This is a genomic window from Streptomyces sp. NPDC048603 (assembly GCF_043199475.1).
In the GTDB taxonomy this organism is placed as follows: domain Bacteria; phylum Actinomycetota; class Actinomycetes; order Streptomycetales; family Streptomycetaceae; genus Streptomyces.
Genome location: NZ_JBICVY010000011.1, coordinates 1 through 16,435 on the forward strand (window position 1 = coordinate 1; position 16,435 = coordinate 16,435).

16 protein-coding genes and 1 riboswitch are annotated in these 16,435 nt (G+C 71.9%); of the genes, 7 read left to right on the top strand and 9 right to left on the bottom strand.

Annotation, left to right across the window (positions count from 1 at the left end; all coding sequences use genetic code 11):
• Window positions 1-141: 141 nt before the first annotated feature.
• Window positions 142-987 (bottom strand): hypothetical protein, encoded by an 846-nt coding sequence (locus ACGFQ9_RS26530; RefSeq protein ID WP_393577128.1) that lies wholly within the window; start codon window positions 985-987, stop codon window positions 142-144.
• Window positions 988-992: 5 nt separating this feature from the next.
• On the bottom strand, window positions 993-1,508 hold the full coding sequence (locus ACGFQ9_RS26535) for a SigE family RNA polymerase sigma factor (protein ID WP_393577130.1): 516 nt from the start codon (window positions 1,506-1,508) through the stop codon (window positions 993-995).
• Between the two features lie 772 nt (window positions 1,509-2,280).
• Here ACGFQ9_RS26535 and ACGFQ9_RS26540 point away from each other — a divergent pair.
• From ACGFQ9_RS26540 to ACGFQ9_RS26560, 5 genes are all read left to right on the top strand, one after another.
• Window positions 2,281-3,354 (top strand): N-acetylmuramoyl-L-alanine amidase, encoded by a 1,074-nt coding sequence (locus tag ACGFQ9_RS26540; RefSeq protein WP_393577132.1) that lies wholly within the window; start codon window positions 2,281-2,283, stop codon window positions 3,352-3,354.
• Between the two features lie 112 nt (window positions 3,355-3,466).
• Window positions 3,467-4,306 carry a hypothetical protein gene (locus tag ACGFQ9_RS26545; RefSeq protein ID WP_393577134.1) on the top strand — a complete coding sequence of 280 codons (840 nt, stop codon included), beginning with the start codon at window positions 3,467-3,469 and terminating at the stop codon, window positions 4,304-4,306.
• A 262-nt stretch (window positions 4,307-4,568) separates the two neighbouring features.
• Entirely contained in the window at window positions 4,569-5,579 is a 1,011-nt protein-coding gene (locus ACGFQ9_RS26550) for an LLM class F420-dependent oxidoreductase (RefSeq protein WP_393577135.1), read from the top strand.
• Window positions 5,580-5,735: 156 nt separating this feature from the next.
• Window positions 5,736-6,203 (top strand): DUF6153 family protein, encoded by a 468-nt coding sequence (locus ACGFQ9_RS26555; RefSeq protein WP_393577137.1) that lies wholly within the window; start codon window positions 5,736-5,738, stop codon window positions 6,201-6,203.
• An 88-nt stretch (window positions 6,204-6,291) separates the two neighbouring features.
• Complete coding sequence (locus ACGFQ9_RS26560) at window positions 6,292-7,020, top strand: hypothetical protein (RefSeq protein WP_393577139.1); 729 nt, start codon at window positions 6,292-6,294, stop codon at window positions 7,018-7,020.
• A 62-nt stretch (window positions 7,021-7,082) separates the two neighbouring features.
• Here ACGFQ9_RS26560 and ACGFQ9_RS26565 read toward each other — a convergent pair whose 3' ends face one another.
• The 4 genes from ACGFQ9_RS26565 to ACGFQ9_RS26580 form a co-directional block, all read right to left on the bottom strand.
• Window positions 7,083-7,553: a hypothetical protein gene (locus tag ACGFQ9_RS26565; protein WP_393577545.1), complete on the bottom strand. Its 471-nt coding sequence runs from the start codon at window positions 7,551-7,553 to the stop codon at window positions 7,083-7,085.
• A gap of 417 nt (window positions 7,554-7,970) precedes the next feature.
• The gene (locus ACGFQ9_RS26570) at window positions 7,971-9,053 is read right to left on the bottom strand and encodes a prenyltransferase (protein WP_393577141.1); all 1,083 of its coding nucleotides are present in this window, start codon (window positions 9,051-9,053) and stop codon (window positions 7,971-7,973) included.
• The gene (locus ACGFQ9_RS26575) at window positions 9,050-9,799 is read right to left on the bottom strand and encodes a class I SAM-dependent methyltransferase (protein ID WP_393577143.1); all 750 of its coding nucleotides are present in this window, start codon (window positions 9,797-9,799) and stop codon (window positions 9,050-9,052) included. The genes ACGFQ9_RS26570 and ACGFQ9_RS26575 overlap by 4 nt, the downstream gene beginning before the upstream one ends.
• 165 nt (window positions 9,800-9,964) lie before the next feature.
• Window positions 9,965-11,308: a glycosyltransferase family 4 protein gene (locus tag ACGFQ9_RS26580; protein WP_393577145.1), complete on the bottom strand. Its 1,344-nt coding sequence runs from the start codon at window positions 11,306-11,308 to the stop codon at window positions 9,965-9,967.
• Between the two features lie 246 nt (window positions 11,309-11,554).
• Between ACGFQ9_RS26580 and ACGFQ9_RS26585 the strand changes: the two genes are divergently transcribed.
• Entirely contained in the window at window positions 11,555-12,235 is a 681-nt protein-coding gene (locus tag ACGFQ9_RS26585; protein ID WP_393577146.1) for a TetR family transcriptional regulator, read from the top strand.
• Between the two features lie 37 nt (window positions 12,236-12,272).
• Here the strand turns inward: ACGFQ9_RS26585 and ACGFQ9_RS26590 are convergent, their stop codons facing one another.
• From ACGFQ9_RS26590 to ACGFQ9_RS26600, 3 genes are all read right to left on the bottom strand, one after another.
• Window positions 12,273-12,980: a hypothetical protein gene (locus ACGFQ9_RS26590; RefSeq protein WP_393577147.1), complete on the bottom strand. Its 708-nt coding sequence runs from the start codon at window positions 12,978-12,980 to the stop codon at window positions 12,273-12,275.
• Between the two features lie 81 nt (window positions 12,981-13,061).
• Window positions 13,062-13,295, bottom strand: a complete 234-nt coding sequence (locus tag ACGFQ9_RS26595; RefSeq protein ID WP_393577149.1) for a ferredoxin — start codon at window positions 13,293-13,295, stop codon at window positions 13,062-13,064.
• Window positions 13,295-14,779: an aldehyde dehydrogenase gene (locus tag ACGFQ9_RS26600; RefSeq protein ID WP_393577151.1), complete on the bottom strand. Its 1,485-nt coding sequence runs from the start codon at window positions 14,777-14,779 to the stop codon at window positions 13,295-13,297. The genes ACGFQ9_RS26595 and ACGFQ9_RS26600 overlap by 1 nt, the downstream gene beginning before the upstream one ends.
• 343 nt (window positions 14,780-15,122) lie before the next feature.
• On the opposite strand from ACGFQ9_RS26600, the gene ACGFQ9_RS26605 reads away from it, so the two are divergent.
• Complete coding sequence (locus ACGFQ9_RS26605; protein WP_393577153.1) at window positions 15,123-16,163, top strand: MBL fold metallo-hydrolase; 1,041 nt, start codon at window positions 15,123-15,125, stop codon at window positions 16,161-16,163.
• A 95-nt stretch (window positions 16,164-16,258) separates the two neighbouring features.
• A riboswitch (cobalamin riboswitch) is annotated at window positions 16,259-16,346 on the top strand.
• The last annotated feature ends 89 nt before the right edge of the window (window positions 16,347-16,435 follow it).

Sequence of the window (16,435 nt, forward strand, 5' to 3'; positions counted from 1 at the left end):
GGCCCACGCGCACCAGATCGCTACGCGCTTCTCATTTCTCGGCGGATGCGGGCCGCCGGGGGCCGGACATAGACCGCCAACGATCGCTACGCGCTCCGGTCGGACGGCGGATGCGGGCCGTCGGGAGTGGAGGGGATGGCCTCAGCCACCGACGATGGTGGTCTGCTTCTCCTGCACCGGGTTCTCGTGGGCGTAGCGCACGAGGTCGAGGAAGCGGGGGTCTGCGACTGCCTTCAGCAGTTCCTGACCGGTCACCGGACCGGATGTCGTGATGTCCGTGGACGGGTAGACGGTCAGCGAGACGTCACTGGTCTTGTAGGTGAAGTAGGCGAGGGTGGTCGTGGTCGTCGGTGAGTCGCTGGGCATGAGGTAGGCGGTTGCCTGGAGCCCTCCCGGGAGCGTGGCCTGCTCACATCGGGTGATCCGGGGGTTGTTGGGGCACGGCTTCGTGCGGGAGGGCCCGTCGGACGGGCGTACGTTGAGGAAGACGGGGAAGACCTTGCCGTCCTTGGTGTGGCCTTGGTAGTGGTTCACACGGCCTTCCACCGGCCGGATCAGGCCCACCGCGTCCGGCAGCAGGTCGTCGAGGAGGACGGCCGCCCGCTGCTGGTACGCCTCCAGCCGCTCCCGGTCCGCGGGCGGCAGCGGGGGTGCCTCTCCCTCCCTCGTGGGTTTGATGCGGACCGGCGTACGGTACGGCTCCGGGGTGGGGGAAGGGCTGCTGGTCGTTGTCGGGGAAGCTGCGGGACGCACCTTCGTGGCACCGTCGCTGCCCTGCAGCGCCAAGGAGCCGAAGGCGACTGCTCCGACGACGCAGACGACCGTGGCGGCGATCCCGGCTCGGGCACGCGACTTCCGGCGTCGTCCCTGCACGATCGCGGTGGGGACGAGGTCGTTGACGGTCGGCAGATCCTCCACGGCGTGTTCCATGGCGTCCCTGAGCATCAGGGCGCTCCGGCGGTCGTCTTCGGACGTGTTGTTTCCCATATCGCTCAGCTCCCCGTGACGTAGATGTGTGCCTCGCCCAGCTCGGCGCGCAGCCTGGCCAGGGAGCGTGAGCACTGGCTCTTGACGGTGGACTCGCTGCACCGCATCAGCTGGGCGACGGACTCGACGCTCAGGTCCTCCCAGTACCGGAGCACGACCATGGCCCGGGCCTTGGGCGGCAGACCGGCCAGAGCGGACAACAGGGTCATGCGCAGATCGGCGTGCTCGGGTGCGGGCCGGGGGTCGGGACGCGAGTGCGCCAGCAGGTCCCGCAGCCGACGCCGCCGCTCAGCCAGATAGGTGCGGGTCAGAACGGTCCTGGCGTACGCCTCGATGTTGTCGGCGGCACTGGCCCGTCGCCAGTACTGGAACAACTTGGCGAGAGTGGTCTGTGTCAGGTCCCGAGCCGTGTCCGCGTCCCCGCACAGCAGGTACGCCGTCCGGTACAGCCGTCTCTGGCTCGCCCGGGCAAAACTCTCGAAGCCGTCTGGCGCTTCGAGATCCCGGCCGTACTCCGGCATCTGCTCTCCTTTCGGGGGCCCCGCCGCAGGGACCCTGTTCTCTCACCCCTCTTCAGAGCGCCGTCCCACCCGAAAGGTTGAAACCGAATTTCCGTCAGCCTGGAGAGATCGTCGTCCGCCCATGATCCGCCCCCACGAGTCCTACCGCCGTCCGGCCGGAGTCCGTGGCGATCGAGGCTGTGCCCGCCCTTCGGCGGCCCGCATCCGCCGTCCGACCGGAGCGCGTAGCGATCGTTGGCGGTCTATGTCCGGCCCCCGGCGGCCCGCATCCGCCGAGAAAGGAGAAGCGCGTAGCGATCTGGTGCGCGTGGGCCGAGCTGGATTACGTAGATCTGATCGACTTCACCGCTGCGTCCGCCCGGATGGGCGGCCGGCCGAGCGGCAGCCGCCGCTCGTGCCCGCCAACGCCCCGGCCAAGGGAGCCTGGGTCCCTCCATGCCATTCCCCCGGGGGCCGCCCGACAGTCCTTGTCGTTCCGGGACGGACGTCGGGGTCAAGGGTGGAGCAAAGCGGAATCGCGAAGCGACGCGACAACGTCGCGCCCTTGACGCCGGCGGCCGGCACGGAATGACACTGGGACTGATGGGCAGCCCCCGGGCGCTCCCAGACGCCGACCAGCCGAAGCCGGCAACCCGACACCCCCGCCCCACCGACCAGTCAGCCTCCGGCCGAGTCCGCCAGCTCCCACACACCCCACACCCTAAACCCCCCACTCGCCCCCAGATGGCTCAGGGTGCGTACACCAGACCGCATCGCCGTCTAGCATCACGACGTGCCGTACGACGACAGCCCCCCGCCCCCGGAGTCCTCTTCCGCCGTGAGCCCGGACCGGCCCTGGTTCGCGCGCCGCTCGACGCTCGCCGTCTGTGCCGCGGCCCTGGCGCCGACGGTCCTGGCCGGCTGGGTGCTCGTACAGGTGACGAGCGGAGGGGGATCCGACGACCAGTCCCCTCCCCAGGTGATGCCCCTGCCGGTCTCCCGCTCCGCCACCCCCTCCGGCCCGACCGACGCCAAGGCAAGCGGAAGCCCCACCACCCCCGCCACCGGCGCGAGCCCGAACGCAAGCGCAAGCCCGAGCCCCAACGCGAGCCCGAACACGAGCTCCGACCCCAACACCCCAGCCGACCCTGCGAACACCACCCCGTCGCCCGGCGGCGGCGCGCCCGCCACCGGCCCGCTCGCCGGCAAGACCGTGGTCATCGACCCCGGCCACAACCCGGGCAACTTCCAGCACTCCCGCGAAATCAACCAGCAGGTGAACATCGGCACCGGGCGCAAGGAGTGCGACACCACCGGCACCACCACCAACTCGGGCTACAAGGAAGCGGAATTCAGCCTGGACGTGTCCCGGCGCATCAAGACCGCGCTCGAAGCCCGTGGCGTCCGCGTCGTGTTCACCCATGCCGCCGAGCGGCCCTTCGGGCCCTGCATCGACGAACGTGCCCGGATCGGCAACCAGCAGAAGGCCGCCGCCGTGGTCTCCGTCCACGCCGACGGCTCCTCCGCCGGCAACCGCGGCTTCCACGTCATCCTCCCGGCACGGGTGAAGGGCGGTGCCGCCGACACGGCCCCGATCGTCGGCCCCTCCCGCGAGCTCGGCGAGCGCATCGTCGGGAACTTCGTCCGCAACACCTCCATGGCACCCTCCAACTACGTCGGTGGCGGTACCGGTTTGGTGGTTCGTGACGATCTCGGAGGTCTCAATCTGTCCACGCAGCCCAAGGTGTTCGTCGAATGCGGCAATATGCGTGACGCCAAGGACGCGGCGCTGCTGACCGATCCGCAATGGAGGCAGCGCGCGGCACAGGGCATCGCGGACGGCATCGTCGGCTTTCTCGGGGGATGAGACAGGGTAGGGATCAGGGGCACCGGGTGCCCCGACCCGCTCGGCCCGGACCCGGGAAACATCCGTACGATGGTCCCCGCCCGCGACCGAGACCGATAAGGACACCTACGAAGTGAACATCCGCTCCCTCACTCGAGGCGACGGCGTGGTGATCGGAGCAGCGGTGCTGCTGTTCATCGCCTCGTTCCTCGACTACTACTCCGCCGAGGTGGATCTCCCCAGCGTCTGGGACACCGACTACTACGGCCTGGCCCTGCCCACGATCTTCCTGGCAGGGTTCGCCGCCGCCGGCCTGATCGTGGCCGCGCGCTTCCTCCCCGAGGGGCGCAACCTCGCGGGGGTCCCGCTGGCCGGCTGGGGCACGGTGCTCGCCGTGTCGTCCGCCTGGGCCGCCGTGTGGGCGCTGCTCCTGGCCCCGGACCGCGTGGACCTCGGCCCCGGCTCGATCATTTCCTTCCTGGCGACCTGGGGCATGGCCTTCGGGGCCCTCGCCGGGCCGAAGATCGCGGCGCTGAACGCCCCGCTCGTGTCCGCCCCGGCCCCCGGTGCGCACCCGCAGTACGGCGCCCAGCCCGGCCAGCAGCTCGGCCAGCCCGGTGCCGGCTACGGATACCCCGGCGGCCAGCAGCCCTACGGCTCCACCCCGCAGCCGGTGCCCCCGTACGGCGGCCAGGACCACACCCCGGCGCCCGCGCCGGTGCCGGGCCCGCAGGACGCCCAGCCGATGCAGGAGCCCGCTCCGGTGCCGGCCGGGGACTTCACCCCGTTCTGGTTCGCGGTGCCGGTGGCCCGCCCCCTCTTCCCGGAGGACGGCTCCCCCACCCCGATGGCCGAACTCGCCCCCGGTACCTGGTACCTGGCGGTGGAGCAGCGCGGTGCCGCGCTGGTGGCCCAGACCCAGGACGGCCGCCGCGGCGTCCTGAACGACACCTCGGGCATTCAGCGAGGCTGACGGCTCAGCGCGACTGACGGCGCAGCACCTTCCGAGCAACACCCCGCAACGGCCCCTTGCCACTTCCGGCAAGGGGCCGTTGCCTTTACAGTCGGCCCGAACAGCAAGCTGATGCATCGTCAGAAATACTTGCCACGTCGCCCCTTGGGGAGGATCTTCGCGAAGATTTCGCGAAGATCCCGCAAAGGCCCCAAGGGTGACCGGTACAGGTCTCGCACAGGTTTCGGCCAAGGCACATCACCAAGGGAGGGGACTGAAGTCCATGCGCCTCGGACTCGCACTCGGCTACTGGGGCCGCGGCCCCGTCCCCGGTCACCTCGACCTCGCCACCGAGGCCGAGCGCCTCGGCTACCACTCCGTCTGGACGGCGGAGGCCTGGGGGTCGGATGCCTTCACCCCGCTCACCTGGATCGCCGCCCACACCTCCCGGATCCGGCTCGGCACCGCCATCGCCCAGATGGCCGCCCGCAGCCCCACCGCCACCGCCATGCAGGCCCTGACCCTGGACCACCTGTCCGGCGGCCGGATGATGCTCGGGCTGGGTCTGTCCGGCCCGCAGGTGGTCGAGGGCTGGTACGGCCGCCCGTTCCCCGCCAGCCCGCTCACCGCGACCCGCGAGTACGTCGACGTCATCCGACAGGTGCTGCGGCGCGAGGCACCGGTCACGCTCGACGGCCGCTTCCACACCCACCCCTACACCGGGCCGGACGGCACCGGTCTGGGAAAGGCGCTCAAGCCGATCACTCATCCGCTCCGCCCGGACCTGCCGGTCCTGCTCGGCGCCGAGGGCCCGAAGAACATCGCCCAGACCACCCGGATCGCGGACGGCTGGCTGCCGCTCTACTGGTCCCCCACCCGCACCGACGTCTACCAGGCCTCGCTGGCGGACCTCCCCGACGGCTTCGTGATCGCCCCCATGGCCCGTGCCAAGGTGTGCGACGACGTCGCCGAGGGGCTGCTCCCGGTGAAGGCGATGCTCGGCTTCTACATCGGCGGCATGGGCCACGCGGCCCGCAACTTCCACGCCGACCTGATGGCGCGCATGGGATACGAGGCGGAGGCCCGCCGCATCCAGGACCTCTTCCTGGCCGGCCGCAAGCAGGAAGCCGTCCTGGCGGTCCCCGACGCCTTCGCCGACGAGATCTCGCTGGTCGGCCCGCGGGAGCGGATCGCCGAGCGGCTCGAACTGTGGCGCAAGGGTCCGGTGACGGACCTGCTGGTCACGGCACCGGACCCGCACACCCTCCGCGTCCTGGCGGAGCTCAACACCTGACCCGCCGATCGGCACCCGTTCGACCGCAACACGGTGCGGTCACGCCATGACGCCGCGCAATCGCGTGCTCCGCCTGATGAGATCTTCTCCTGGTCAGGGCTCGGGGACGTCTCCTGTTGTCATTTTCGCCACCAAGCCCGCCTATAGTCCTGAGCCGTGAGTTCAGGCAAGAGCCGTTTCGGCCACCACACGGGAGCGTTGCTGCTGGCAACACTCTTCGCCGTGGTGTTTGCCGTGTTCGCGATGCACTCCCTGACCACACAGCAAGCCCACAGCTGCCACACCGCCGCGTTGCCGCTCATCGGCACGGCGGACGAGAACCCGCACGCTCACACGGACGTCACCTCCGGGAACGTCGCCCCCGGGGACGCCACCCGAACACCGGACAGCCCGGTCGGCGAATCCCCCCACGACCACGGCCACGACCACGACCACGGCGGAACCGCGGAGACCTGCCTGGCGCTGCTGTGCGTCGTCGCCGCCCTGCTCGCTCTCGCCCTCGGGCGCGGGCCCTCCGAGCGTGTCCTCTATGTGCTCAGCCGAGGGGCAGCATCCGCGCACGGCCGGCTCAGCCGCACCGGCGCTCCACCGCGCCTCCACCAACTTTCGGTCCTGCGCTGCTGAGAGCCGCACCAGTGGCACGCCCGCACCACCGGTGCCGGCGTGGCTTCTGCCTGCTCTCACACGCCAAGATCCGAAAGGCCCAACCCGCATGACCACCCTTCTCGAGCCGGAGCACCGGACTCCCGCCTCGAAGCCGCGCCGCCTCGCCTTCGACAAGAAGGCTCTCCCGGCTCGCTACAGCGGCCAGATGCTCTACTTCATGGGCGCCGCCCTCATCGCCGGTGCCGTCGTCCACTACCCGATCGATCCGTCGCTGTACACGATCATCTGCGTCGTCGGCGCCTTCGTGTTCCTCCTCGGCACCATCGTCAACGAGTTCGTGCTGGCCGACGAGCGGCCGGTGCTGAGCCAGGCGGTCTCGCTGGTCGCGTTCTCCCTGCTGCTGTCCTTCGGTGTCGGCATGGTCGGCGGCGGCATCCAGCACTTCGAGCAGTTCCCCGAGCGCAGCGCCTGGATGACCCCCATAGGCCTGCTCATGTCGTACGTCGCGTTCGTCGCCAAGGACTCCAAAGGCCGCTGGCGGCACCTCGTCAGCCCGTTCGCGGCAGGTGTCGTCGTCGTCTCGGCCCTCGTCTGGCTGGGCATGACCGCTCTCGCCGGCACCATCAGCTCCGGAGGCCACAGCCACGACCAGGGCTCCACGACCAAGGCCCCGGCAGAACAGAGCCAGACTCCCGCTGAGCAGGAGCAGGCTCCCGTTGAGCAGGAGCACCCGGCCAAGGCGCCCACGAAGTCGCCTGTCAAGGCGCCCACCAAGTCGCCCGTCAAGTCGCCCGCCAAGTCGACAGAGGACGGCCACACGTCCCACGGCCACTGAACAGCCCCGGCGGGGCCGGGTGTCCGGCCCCGCCGGGACAGGGGTGGCCGGACACCCGGCGGTCAGCCGCCGAGCTGGGAGAGGCTCGGGACCTGGTCGGTGACCGGTGCGCCCGCGCCCTTGCCCGCGTCCTTCACGCCGTTGATGACGTCCTCGAACGAGCTGATGTCGGCATCGCCCGCCTCGCCCTTGCGCAGCTTGGTGCCCAGGTTCTTGAGGGACTCCACGCCCGCCGTCAGCGGGGCCACCGCCTTGGACAGCAGCGGGTCGCCCTGCGCGTTCCGGATCGCCGCCTTCAGCCGGTTGTACGCGAACGCGCCCGCGAGACCCGCCTTGACGAGGGTGAAGGTGCGCCCCTTGGCGCCCTTCTTGAACTTGCCCTCCCGGTACGGCTTGATGATCCACTGGTACGTCGCCCCGGCCGCGAGTCCGGCGTTGGCCACGAAGCGCGCCTTCGCGAACTTCTGCCGCTCGGCGGAGGTGGTCGGCGTGGGCTCGGGCTGGGCGGGTATCGCCGCCTCCACGAGGCCCACCGTCTCCGGCAGGGCCACCGCCCCTGCCAGGGCGGCCGCCTGCGCCAGCGCCGCCTGTACCTGCACGGCCTCGGACGCCGGTGACGGCTCCGCGTACCCCGCCGCGGTGACGGCCCGGAACACTTCGCCGCCCCGGCCCCTGGCTCCGTCCGGACCTCCGATCGCGCTGCCGCACCCGGTGGCTCCGGCCAGCAGCGCGGAGGACAGCGTCAGTGCCGTCAGGGCGTGACCGAATCGCCTGGATCGAATGGTTCCGTGGTTCGACATGGACACGGTTTCCTCCAGGGGAGTGAGGTGTCCTCCGCAGCGTCGCCCGGCCGCCCGGGTGACGCCACTCGGGCCACCCGTTCGGCCTCCCCCGGTGGCGCGGGAGCGGATCCGCCGTGCATCATCCGCTCCGCACGTCCGCCCCGGAAGCTAGGCGCAGCAGGAGGGGTCCAGCCCCACCGGCAGCCGTTCGCCCCCGAAGACCGCCGTCGTCGCCTCGTCGCCGCCCAGCGCGGCCACGGCGAGCAGCAGCGACCCCGCGGTCCAGGCGGTCTTCTCGACCGGCCAGACCGCCCGGTCCTCGAAGACGTAGCCCGTCCAGTACATGCCGTCCTCGTCGCGCAGGTGCGTGATGGACCGCAGGATCTCCAGCGCCCGGTCGGACTCCCCCATCGCCCACAGGGTCAGCGCGAGTTCGCAGCTCTCGCCGCCGGTGACCCAGGGGTTCGGCAGCACGCAGCGCACGCCCAGCCCGGGGACGACGAACTCCTCCCAGCGCTCCTCGATGCGCGCCTTGGCCCCGGCGCCGGTGAGCGCCCCGCCCAGGACCGGGTAGTACCAGTCCATCGAGTAGCGGTTCTTGTCGAGGAACCGCTCCGGGTGGCTGCGTATCGCGTGGCCCAGGGCGCCCGCGGCCAGCTCCCAGTCGGGCTGGGCCTCCTCGCGGTGGTCGGCGATGGCCAGGGCGCAGCGCAGGGCCTGGTGGATGGAGGAGGAGCCGGTGAGCAGGGCGTCGGTGACGACCGTGCCGTCGGCCTCCCGCTTCCAGCCGATCTCCCCGCCGGGCTGCTGGAGGGCGAGGACGAACTCGACGGCCGCGTAGACGGCCGGCCACATCCGGTCCAGGAAGGTGTCGTCCCCGGTGGCCAGGTAGTGGTGCCAGACGCCGACGGCTATGTAGGCGGTGAAGTTGGACTCCTTGCCGGCGTCCTGCGGCTGGTCGGTGTCCACGCCCGCGGGGCGGTCGGCGTAGGCCGCGTACCAGGAGCCGTCGGGGTTCTGGTGCCGGGCCAGCCAGTCGTAGGCGCGCTCGGCGGCCTCGTGCTCGCCGGCGGCGTCCAGTGCCATGGCGGCCTCGGTGTGGTCCCACGGGTCCAGGTGGTGTCCGCGGAACCACGGGATGGCTCCGTCCGCCCGCTGGACGGCGAGGATGCCGGCCACCGTGGCCTCGGCCTGGTCTGCCGTCAGCACGCCGGGCAGGACGAGGTGTTCGGTGCGCCGGGGCGTGCTCACCGGTCCTCCGCCGGGGCCGCCGCGGCGACCGGGAGGTGGGGCTTGGTGGCGTAGGCGACGAAGCTCTTGCCGATGAGGGGGTTCAGCGCCTGCTCGGCGAGCCGGGTGGCGAGGGGCTTCTTCATGATGTCCCAGACCAGCAGCTTGTGGTACGCGCGGACCGGCAGGGCCTTGTCGTTGTCCACGCCGAAGGCGCACTTGAGCCACCAGTACGGGGAGTGCAGGCCGTGCGCGTGGTGGGTGCCGTACGGCTTGAGGCCGGCGGCCTTCATCTTGCCGAGCAGCTCCTCCGCCCGGTAGATGCGGATGTGACCGCCCTCGACCTCGTGGTAGGCGTCGGAGAGGGCCCAGCAGATCTTCTCCGGCCCGTACCGGGGCACGGTGATCGCGATGCGGCCGCCCGGCTTGAGCACCCGCACCATCTCGGCGAGCACGCCCTTGTCGTCGGGGATGTGCTCCATCACCTCGGAGATGATGACCACGTCGAAGGACTCGTCGGGGAAGGGCAGCGCGAGGGCGTCGCCCTCCATGGCGGTGGCGGTGGCCCCGGCCGGTGCCTCGCCGGCCTCCTTCATCGCCGCGAACCACTTGGCGACCTCGCGGATCTCCTCGCCGTTGCGGTCCAGCGCGACCACCTGGGCGCCGCGCCGGTAGCACTCGAAGGCGTGCCGGCCTGCGCCGCAGCCCAGATCGAGCACACGGTCACCGGGGGCGAGCGGGAACCGGGAGAAATCGACGGTCAGCACGAGGTCCTGCCTTCGCGGTCGAGGGGGTGGGGCGGGTGGTGAAGGTCTGGGCGACGTTCTGGGTGGCGCGGGTGGCACGAGTGGCGCGGGTCGCACGAGTGGCGCGGATGGCACAGGTGGCACGAGTGGCGCGAGTGGAGCCGGCGGTTCTTCACGTCGTACGGGTCACCGGGCGTCGCGGGCGGTACGGGTGGCGCCGGCACCACGGACGCCGCCGGCGCTGCGGGCGATCGCGGCACGGTAGTGCGCGACGGTGCCCTCCGCGGCCTTGGCCCAGGTGAACCGGGACAGCACCCGGTCCCGGCCGGCCGCGCCGAGCCGGGCGCGCAGTCCGGCGTCGCCCAGCAGCCGGCCGAGCGCCCCGGCGAGGGCGTCGGCGTCGCCGGGCGGCACGGCCAGGCAGGTCTCCCCGTCCGCTCCGGCGACCTCGGGGATGGCACCGCCGGTGGTGGCGACCAGCGGGGTGCCGGTGGCCATGGCCTCGGCGGCGGGCAGCGAGAAGCCCTCGTAGAGGCTGGGGACGCAGGCGATCTGGGCGCCGCGGACCAGGTCCACGAGTTCGCGGTCGGTGATGCCCTTGACGAACTCGACGGCGTCCTGGAGTCCGTGGGTCTCCACGGCCCGGGCGACCGGTCCGCGTTCGGGGCGCTTGCCGACCACGACGAGGTGGGCGTCGGGCCGTTCGGTGCGGAGCTTGGCGAGTGCCTCGACGAGGTGGACGAGGCCCTTGAGCGGGACGTCGGCGCTGGAGGTGGTGACGATCCGGCCCGGGACCTCGGCGACGGACGGGTCGGGGGACCACAGGTCGGTGTCGGCGCCGATGTGCACGACGTGGATGCGGTCCTCGTTCACGCCGAGGTCCTCGATGATCTCCTGCCGGGAGGAGCCAGAGACGGTGAGCACGGAGGGCAGGCGGCGGGCGACCCGCTTCTGCATGCGGGTGAAGCCGTACCAGCGGCGCACGGAGGCCCGCTTCTTGCGGTCCGGGGCGGCGGCCAGGTCGAGCCTGCGGTCCACCGTGATGGGGTGGTGGATGGTGGTGACCAGCGGGGCGCCGAGGCCGGCCAGCAGGCCGTAGCCGAGGGTCTGGTTGTCGTGGATGACGTCGAACTCGCCCGCGCGGGCGGCCAGGTGGCGGCGGGCGCGGAGGGAGAAGGTCAGCGGCTCGGGGAAGCCGCCGGTCCACATGGTGCCGACCTCCAGGAGGTCGATCCAGTCCCGGTACTCCTCGCGTCGCGGGGTGCGGAACGGGTCGGGCTGGCGGTAGAGGTCCAGGCTGGGCAGTTCGGTGAGCGTCGCGCCCTCGTCGAGCACGGGATACGGCTGTGCGCCGATCACCTCGACGGAGTGGCCCAGTTTGACCAGTTCGCGCGAGAGGTGGCGGACATATACGCCCTGGCCACCGCAGAACGGGTTCCCTTTATAGGTGAGGAGCGCGATGCGCAGCGGACGGTCGCCGTCGGCGGCGACACCCGCAAAAGGGCTCGTCACCATGGCCTCAGCGGTCACTCTCGGCCCCCTTCATCCCTGCACTTTCGCCGGAGCGTAACCGCTCGGATAATGTAGAACAAGTTTCAGACTTGATCCGTCAAGGAGATTGAATCTACCGGTCGGAAACCACACCGTAAGAGGCGGAGCAGGTGATTCGCGCCACGGCGCCCGCCCCTGAGATGCTGGCCCCCGGCCCAGTCCAGAACGGCGCGAAAAGAGCCGCCTGAACCAATCGGAACGGCTCGGAACGGGACAACGGGACATATGACAGCGGAAGCCAAGGCCGTCACCACTCCGGCGTCCCCGCCGCTGACGGAGCGCCAGGAGGCGCGTCGCCGCCGGATCCTGCACGCGAGCGCGCAGCTCGCCAGCCGCGGCGGGTTCGACGCCGTCCAGATGCGGGAGGTCGCCGAGTCCTCCAGCGTCGCCCTCGGCACGCTGTACCGCTATTTCCCCTCCAAGGTGCACCTGCTCGTGGCCACGATGCAGGACCAGCTGCAGCACATGCACACGACGCTGCGGAAGCGGCCGCCGGCGGCCGAGGAGCCGGCGGCGCGGGTGGCCGAGACCCTCATGCGGGCGTTCCGCGCCCTGCAGCGCGAGCCGCACCTGGCCGACGCCATGGTCCGCGCGCTGACCTTCGCGGACCGGAGCGTGAGCCCCGAGGTGGACACCGTGTCCCGGCTGACCACGGCGATCATCCTGGACGCGATGGGGCTGGACGCCCCGCCGACCGCGGAACAGCTGTCGGCGGTCCGGGTGATCGAGCACACCTGGCACTCGGCGCTGATCACCTGGCTGTCGGGGCGCGCGTCGATCGCCCAGGTGAAGATCGACATCGAGACGGTGTGCCGCCTGATCGACCTGACGGCCCCGCCGGCGCCCGCGCCGGAGGCCGCGACTCCGCCGGCCACGGCCCGGTCCCGGGAAAAGTCCGGTTCCTGACCCCGGCGAACGCCCCGCCCGCGCCGGCGAGACGCCCCTAGCGCTCGCGGTCGCGGTCGCGGTCGCGGTCGCCCAGCTTGTCCAGCAACGCCATCTCCTCGTCGGTGAACTGCTTCTCGCAGGCGAGTTCGGTCGCGGTGAGCTGGATCGAGGACCAGCCGTCGAAGCCGGCCCGCCGGGCGAACAGGGTCCAGCCGTTCTTGCCGAACCGGACCTGGGTGAAGTCACCGCCCCGGCCGACCGGCGTCGCCGTGCGGTCGGTCTGCGTCCAGCCGCGCCCGGTCAGCGCGGTCACCGCCGCCTCGAACTGCGCGGCGTCCGGGCCGGGCGCGGACGGGGAGCCCCCTCCTTCCCCCAGGGTCACCATGCAGTTCAGCATCCGGCCCAGCAGGTCCCGCTCGTGTGCCGTGAACTCCGCGGCCTTGCCCGACGGCAGGACCGTCGGCAGCGCCTCCGGTTCGGCGACCCCGGCCGCGACCGCCGCGGCCCGGAGGTCTGCTTCCACGGCCTGGCGGCCGGACACCCCGGCGGGCGGGGCCGGAGCCCCGCCGCCCGGGGTGGCACCGGCCGAGGGCGAGACCCCCGGCAGCGGCGAAGCCGCGGCAACGGCTCCGGCTCCGGCTCCGGCTCCGGGGTGCGGCTCCCCGCATCCGGCCACCATCAGTACCGCCCCGGCAGCGGCCAGGACCGCCCACCGCCCCGTCCCGCGCATGACGTCCCTCGTGTTCGCAGCGCCGGCGGACACGGTTCGTCCTGCGGTCGCCCGGGGAGTGTCACACACGGCGGCGGACCAGGACCGCCCGGGCCCGGCCGCCGGGTGCGCGACCTACTCCTCCGGCGGGAACACCGGTTCGCCGGAGCCCTGGAGGGTGATCATGATGGCTTCGACGGGGCAGCCTTCCGCCGCCGCGAGGACGCCCTCGTTGGCGTCCGTCTCCGCCGCCGCGGGGTGGGACTGCCGGGCCGAGTCCAGCGTGAACCCCTCCGGGGCGTGGTTCACGCACATGCCGGAGCCGATGCAGACGCCCCGGTCGACCTCCACGTGCCAGCGGTCGCCCATCAGGCACCGGCCTCCGGCCCGGCCGCCGGGGGCGCGTACCCCGCGGGCAGGTGGATCATCTTGTGCTCCAGGTACTCGCTCAGGCCCTCCGGCCCGAACTCCCGCCCCACACCGCTGCTCTTGTAACCGCCGAACGGCCCGAGCATGTCCAGGCTGAAGGTGTTCACGTTGTACGTGCCCGTGCGGATCCGCCGCGCGAAGTCGATGCCGTGCTCCACGTCGCCCGTCCACACGCTGCCGCTCAGCCCGAAGTCGGAGTCGTTGGCGATCCGCGCCGCCTCCGCCTCGTCCCCGTACGGCAGCAGGCAGACCACCGGCCCGAAGATCTCCTCCCGGGCGATCCGCATGGAGTTGTCCACGCCGCCGAACAGCGTGGGCTCCACGTACCAGCCGCGCTCCAGCCCGGCCGGCACCCCGCCGCCCGTGAGGACCTTCGCTCCCTCCTCCTGCCCGATCCCGATGTAGTCGAGCGAGCGCCGCTGCTGCCGCTTCGCGACCAGCGGGCCGATCTGCGTGGCCGGGTCCAGCGGGTCGCCGACCACCTGGGCGCGGACCGCCGCCACCAGCGCCTCGGCCACCTCGTCGTAGCGGCTGCGCGGGGCCAGGATGCGGGTCTGGGCCACGCACGCCTGACCGTTGTTCATCCAGGCCGACTGGATCAGGCCGGGCACGGCCGCGGCCAGGTCGGCGTCCGGCAGCACCACCGCCGCGGACTTGCCGCCCAGTTCCAGCGTGACCCGGGTCAGGTTGCGCGCCGCGACCTCCATGACGCGCTTGCCGGCCGCGACGGAGCCGGTGAAGGACACCTTGTCCACGCCCGGGTGCCCGACCAGGTACTCGCTCACCTCCCGGTCCGCCGGGAGGATCGACAGCACGCCCTCGGGCAGCCCCGCCTCACGGGCGATGTCGGCCAGGATGTACGAGTCCAGCGGGGACTCCGGCGAGGGCTTGAGGATCACCGTCGAGCCGCTCAGCAGGGCCGGTGCCAGCTTCGCCGCCGCCACGAACTGCGGCACGTTCCACGGGATCACCGCCGCGACCACGCCCACCGGCTCGCGCCGGACCAGGATCGGCCCGAGCGCCCCGGTCCGGTGCTCCTCGTACGGGAAGTCGCGGGCCACCGTGATCGCGGCGTCGTAGACCATCATCGGGCCCAGCGCCTGGGCGAGCACGCTCCAGGAGTACGGGGAGCCGTTCTGCGAGCTGATGGACCGGGCGATCTCCTCGTGCCGCACGGCGATGGCGTCCTTGATGCGGGTGACCACGGCGACCCGCTCCTCCAGCGGGAGCCGGGGCCAGGGCCCCTCGTCGAAGGCCCGCCGGGCGGCGGCGACCGCTCGGTCGACGTCCTCCCGCGAGGCGTGCGGGACACGGCCGATGACCTGCTCGGTGTGCGGGGAGACGACCTCGATGGTGTCGCTGCCCAGCGGATCGGTCCACTCCCCGCCGATGAACAGCTTTCCGTGTTCCACGAGCTCGGTCATGGCTGATGCCTCCTGCGCTGCCTGCGACGCCCACCCTGACGGTATTTCAGAACGATTCAGAACTGATACCAGTTCTAGTTCCAGGAGTCCACGCTCAGGACAGAAGTGCGACAGGAGATCCAATGCGGCGCCAACAGGTGCGCGAGATGGTCGACTTGGGCTACTACTGATGACTGGAACAAGTTCTCGTGACCGTACGAGCCGAAAAGGGGATGGGGGACCCATGACAGACGTCTCAGACGTGTCGGAGGTGTCGGAGGTGTCGGAGGTGTCAAAGGTGTCAAAGGTGCCAGAGGCAGCAGGGACGCCGGGGACACCAGGGGCATCGCCGGCGCCTCCTCAGGTGACCGACCACGGCGGCGGAGTCCACTCCCTCAAGGTCCCCATCCCCGACAACCCCCTGGGACACACCCTCGTCCACGTCCTCGACACCGACCGCGGCCCGGTCCTCGTCGACACCGGCTGGGACGACCCCGCCTCCTGGGACACCCTGGCCGCCGGCCTCGGCGCCCTCGGCATCCCCGTCTCCGGCATCCACGGCGTGGTCATCACCCACCACCACCCCGACCACCACGGCCTGTCCGGCCGGGTCCGGGAGGCATCCGGCTGCTGGATCGCCATGCACCCCGCCGACACCGAGATCGTCCAGCGCACCCGCAGCGCCGAACCGGGCACCTGGTACGACTACCTCGCCGACAAGCTCGCCACCGCCGGCGCACCCGAGGAGCACCTCGCCCCGCTGCGCGCCGCCCGCGAGGCGGGCAGGCTGCGGACGCCGCCCGGACTGCGCGCCGCGATCCCCGACCGGGACATCGTCCCCGGCGAGCTGCTGCCGCTGGCCGGCCGCCGGCTCCGCGCGGTCTGGACCCCCGGCCACACCCCCGGCCACGTCTGCCTGCACCTGGAGGAGCAGCACCCGGCGAACCTGCCCGGCAACGGCCGCCTCTTCTCCGGCGACCACCTCCTCCCCGGCATCACCCCGCACATCGGCCTGTACGAGGCCCCCGACGAGCACGGCGTCACCCGGACCACCGACCCGCTGGGCGACTACCTCGACTCCCTCGAACGCATCGGCCGGCTCGCCCCCGCCGAGGTGCTCCCCGCCCACCAGCACTCCTTCACCGACGCCCCGGAACGGGTCCGGCAGCTCCTCGCCCACCACGAGGAACGCCTCACCGGACTGCACCGGCTGCTGGACGCCGAACCGCTCACCCCCTGGGGCCTGGCCGAGCGGATGGAGTGGAACCGGCCCTGGGAACAGATCCCGTACGGCTCCCGCAACATCGCCGTCTCGGAGGCCGAGGCGCACCTGCGCCGACTGGTGAAGCTGGGGCGCGCGGAGGCGGTCCCGGGCTCCTCCCCGGTGACGTACCGGGCGGTGTGACCGGCATGAGGAGTGACGTACCGAACGGTATGAGGGGGCGGGTGCGCTCAGGGGAGGGCCGGTAGAGTGAGCGGGTCGTCAACGCTTTCGTACGGGGGGAAGCCGGTGGGAATCCGGCGCTGACCCGCAGCCGTGACCCGACCCGCCGGCCTTGCCGCCGGGCGCCGGGAAGCCGGAATGCCCCGTGCCGGAAGGGTGGCCGGCACCGTCGAGGTCAACGGAGCCGGAGCACGGCGGCGCCTGCAGGGGCGCGCGCCCGCCTCCCGCTCCCC

Bases quoted from the DNA above. Each gene is read 5' to 3' on its own strand.
- ACGFQ9_RS26560 (WP_393577139.1), top strand. From the start codon at position 6,292: ATGACCACCCTTCTCGAGCCGGAGCACCGGACTCCCGCCTCGAAGCCG.
- ACGFQ9_RS26600 (WP_393577151.1), bottom strand. From the start codon at position 14,779: ATGACCGAGCTCGTGGAACACGGAAAGCTGTTCATCGGCGGGGAGTGG.
- ACGFQ9_RS26585 (WP_393577146.1), top strand. From the start codon at position 11,555: ATGACAGCGGAAGCCAAGGCCGTCACCACTCCGGCGTCCCCGCCGCTG.
- ACGFQ9_RS26535 (WP_393577130.1), bottom strand. From the start codon at position 1,508: ATGCCGGAGTACGGCCGGGATCTCGAAGCGCCAGACGGCTTCGAGAGT.
- ACGFQ9_RS26530 (WP_393577128.1), bottom strand. From the start codon at position 987: ATGGGAAACAACACGTCCGAAGACGACCGCCGGAGCGCCCTGATGCTC.
- ACGFQ9_RS26595 (WP_393577149.1), bottom strand. From the start codon at position 13,295: ATGGGCGACCGCTGGCACGTGGAGGTCGACCGGGGCGTCTGCATCGGC.
- ACGFQ9_RS26550 (WP_393577135.1), top strand. From the start codon at position 4,569: ATGCGCCTCGGACTCGCACTCGGCTACTGGGGCCGCGGCCCCGTCCCC.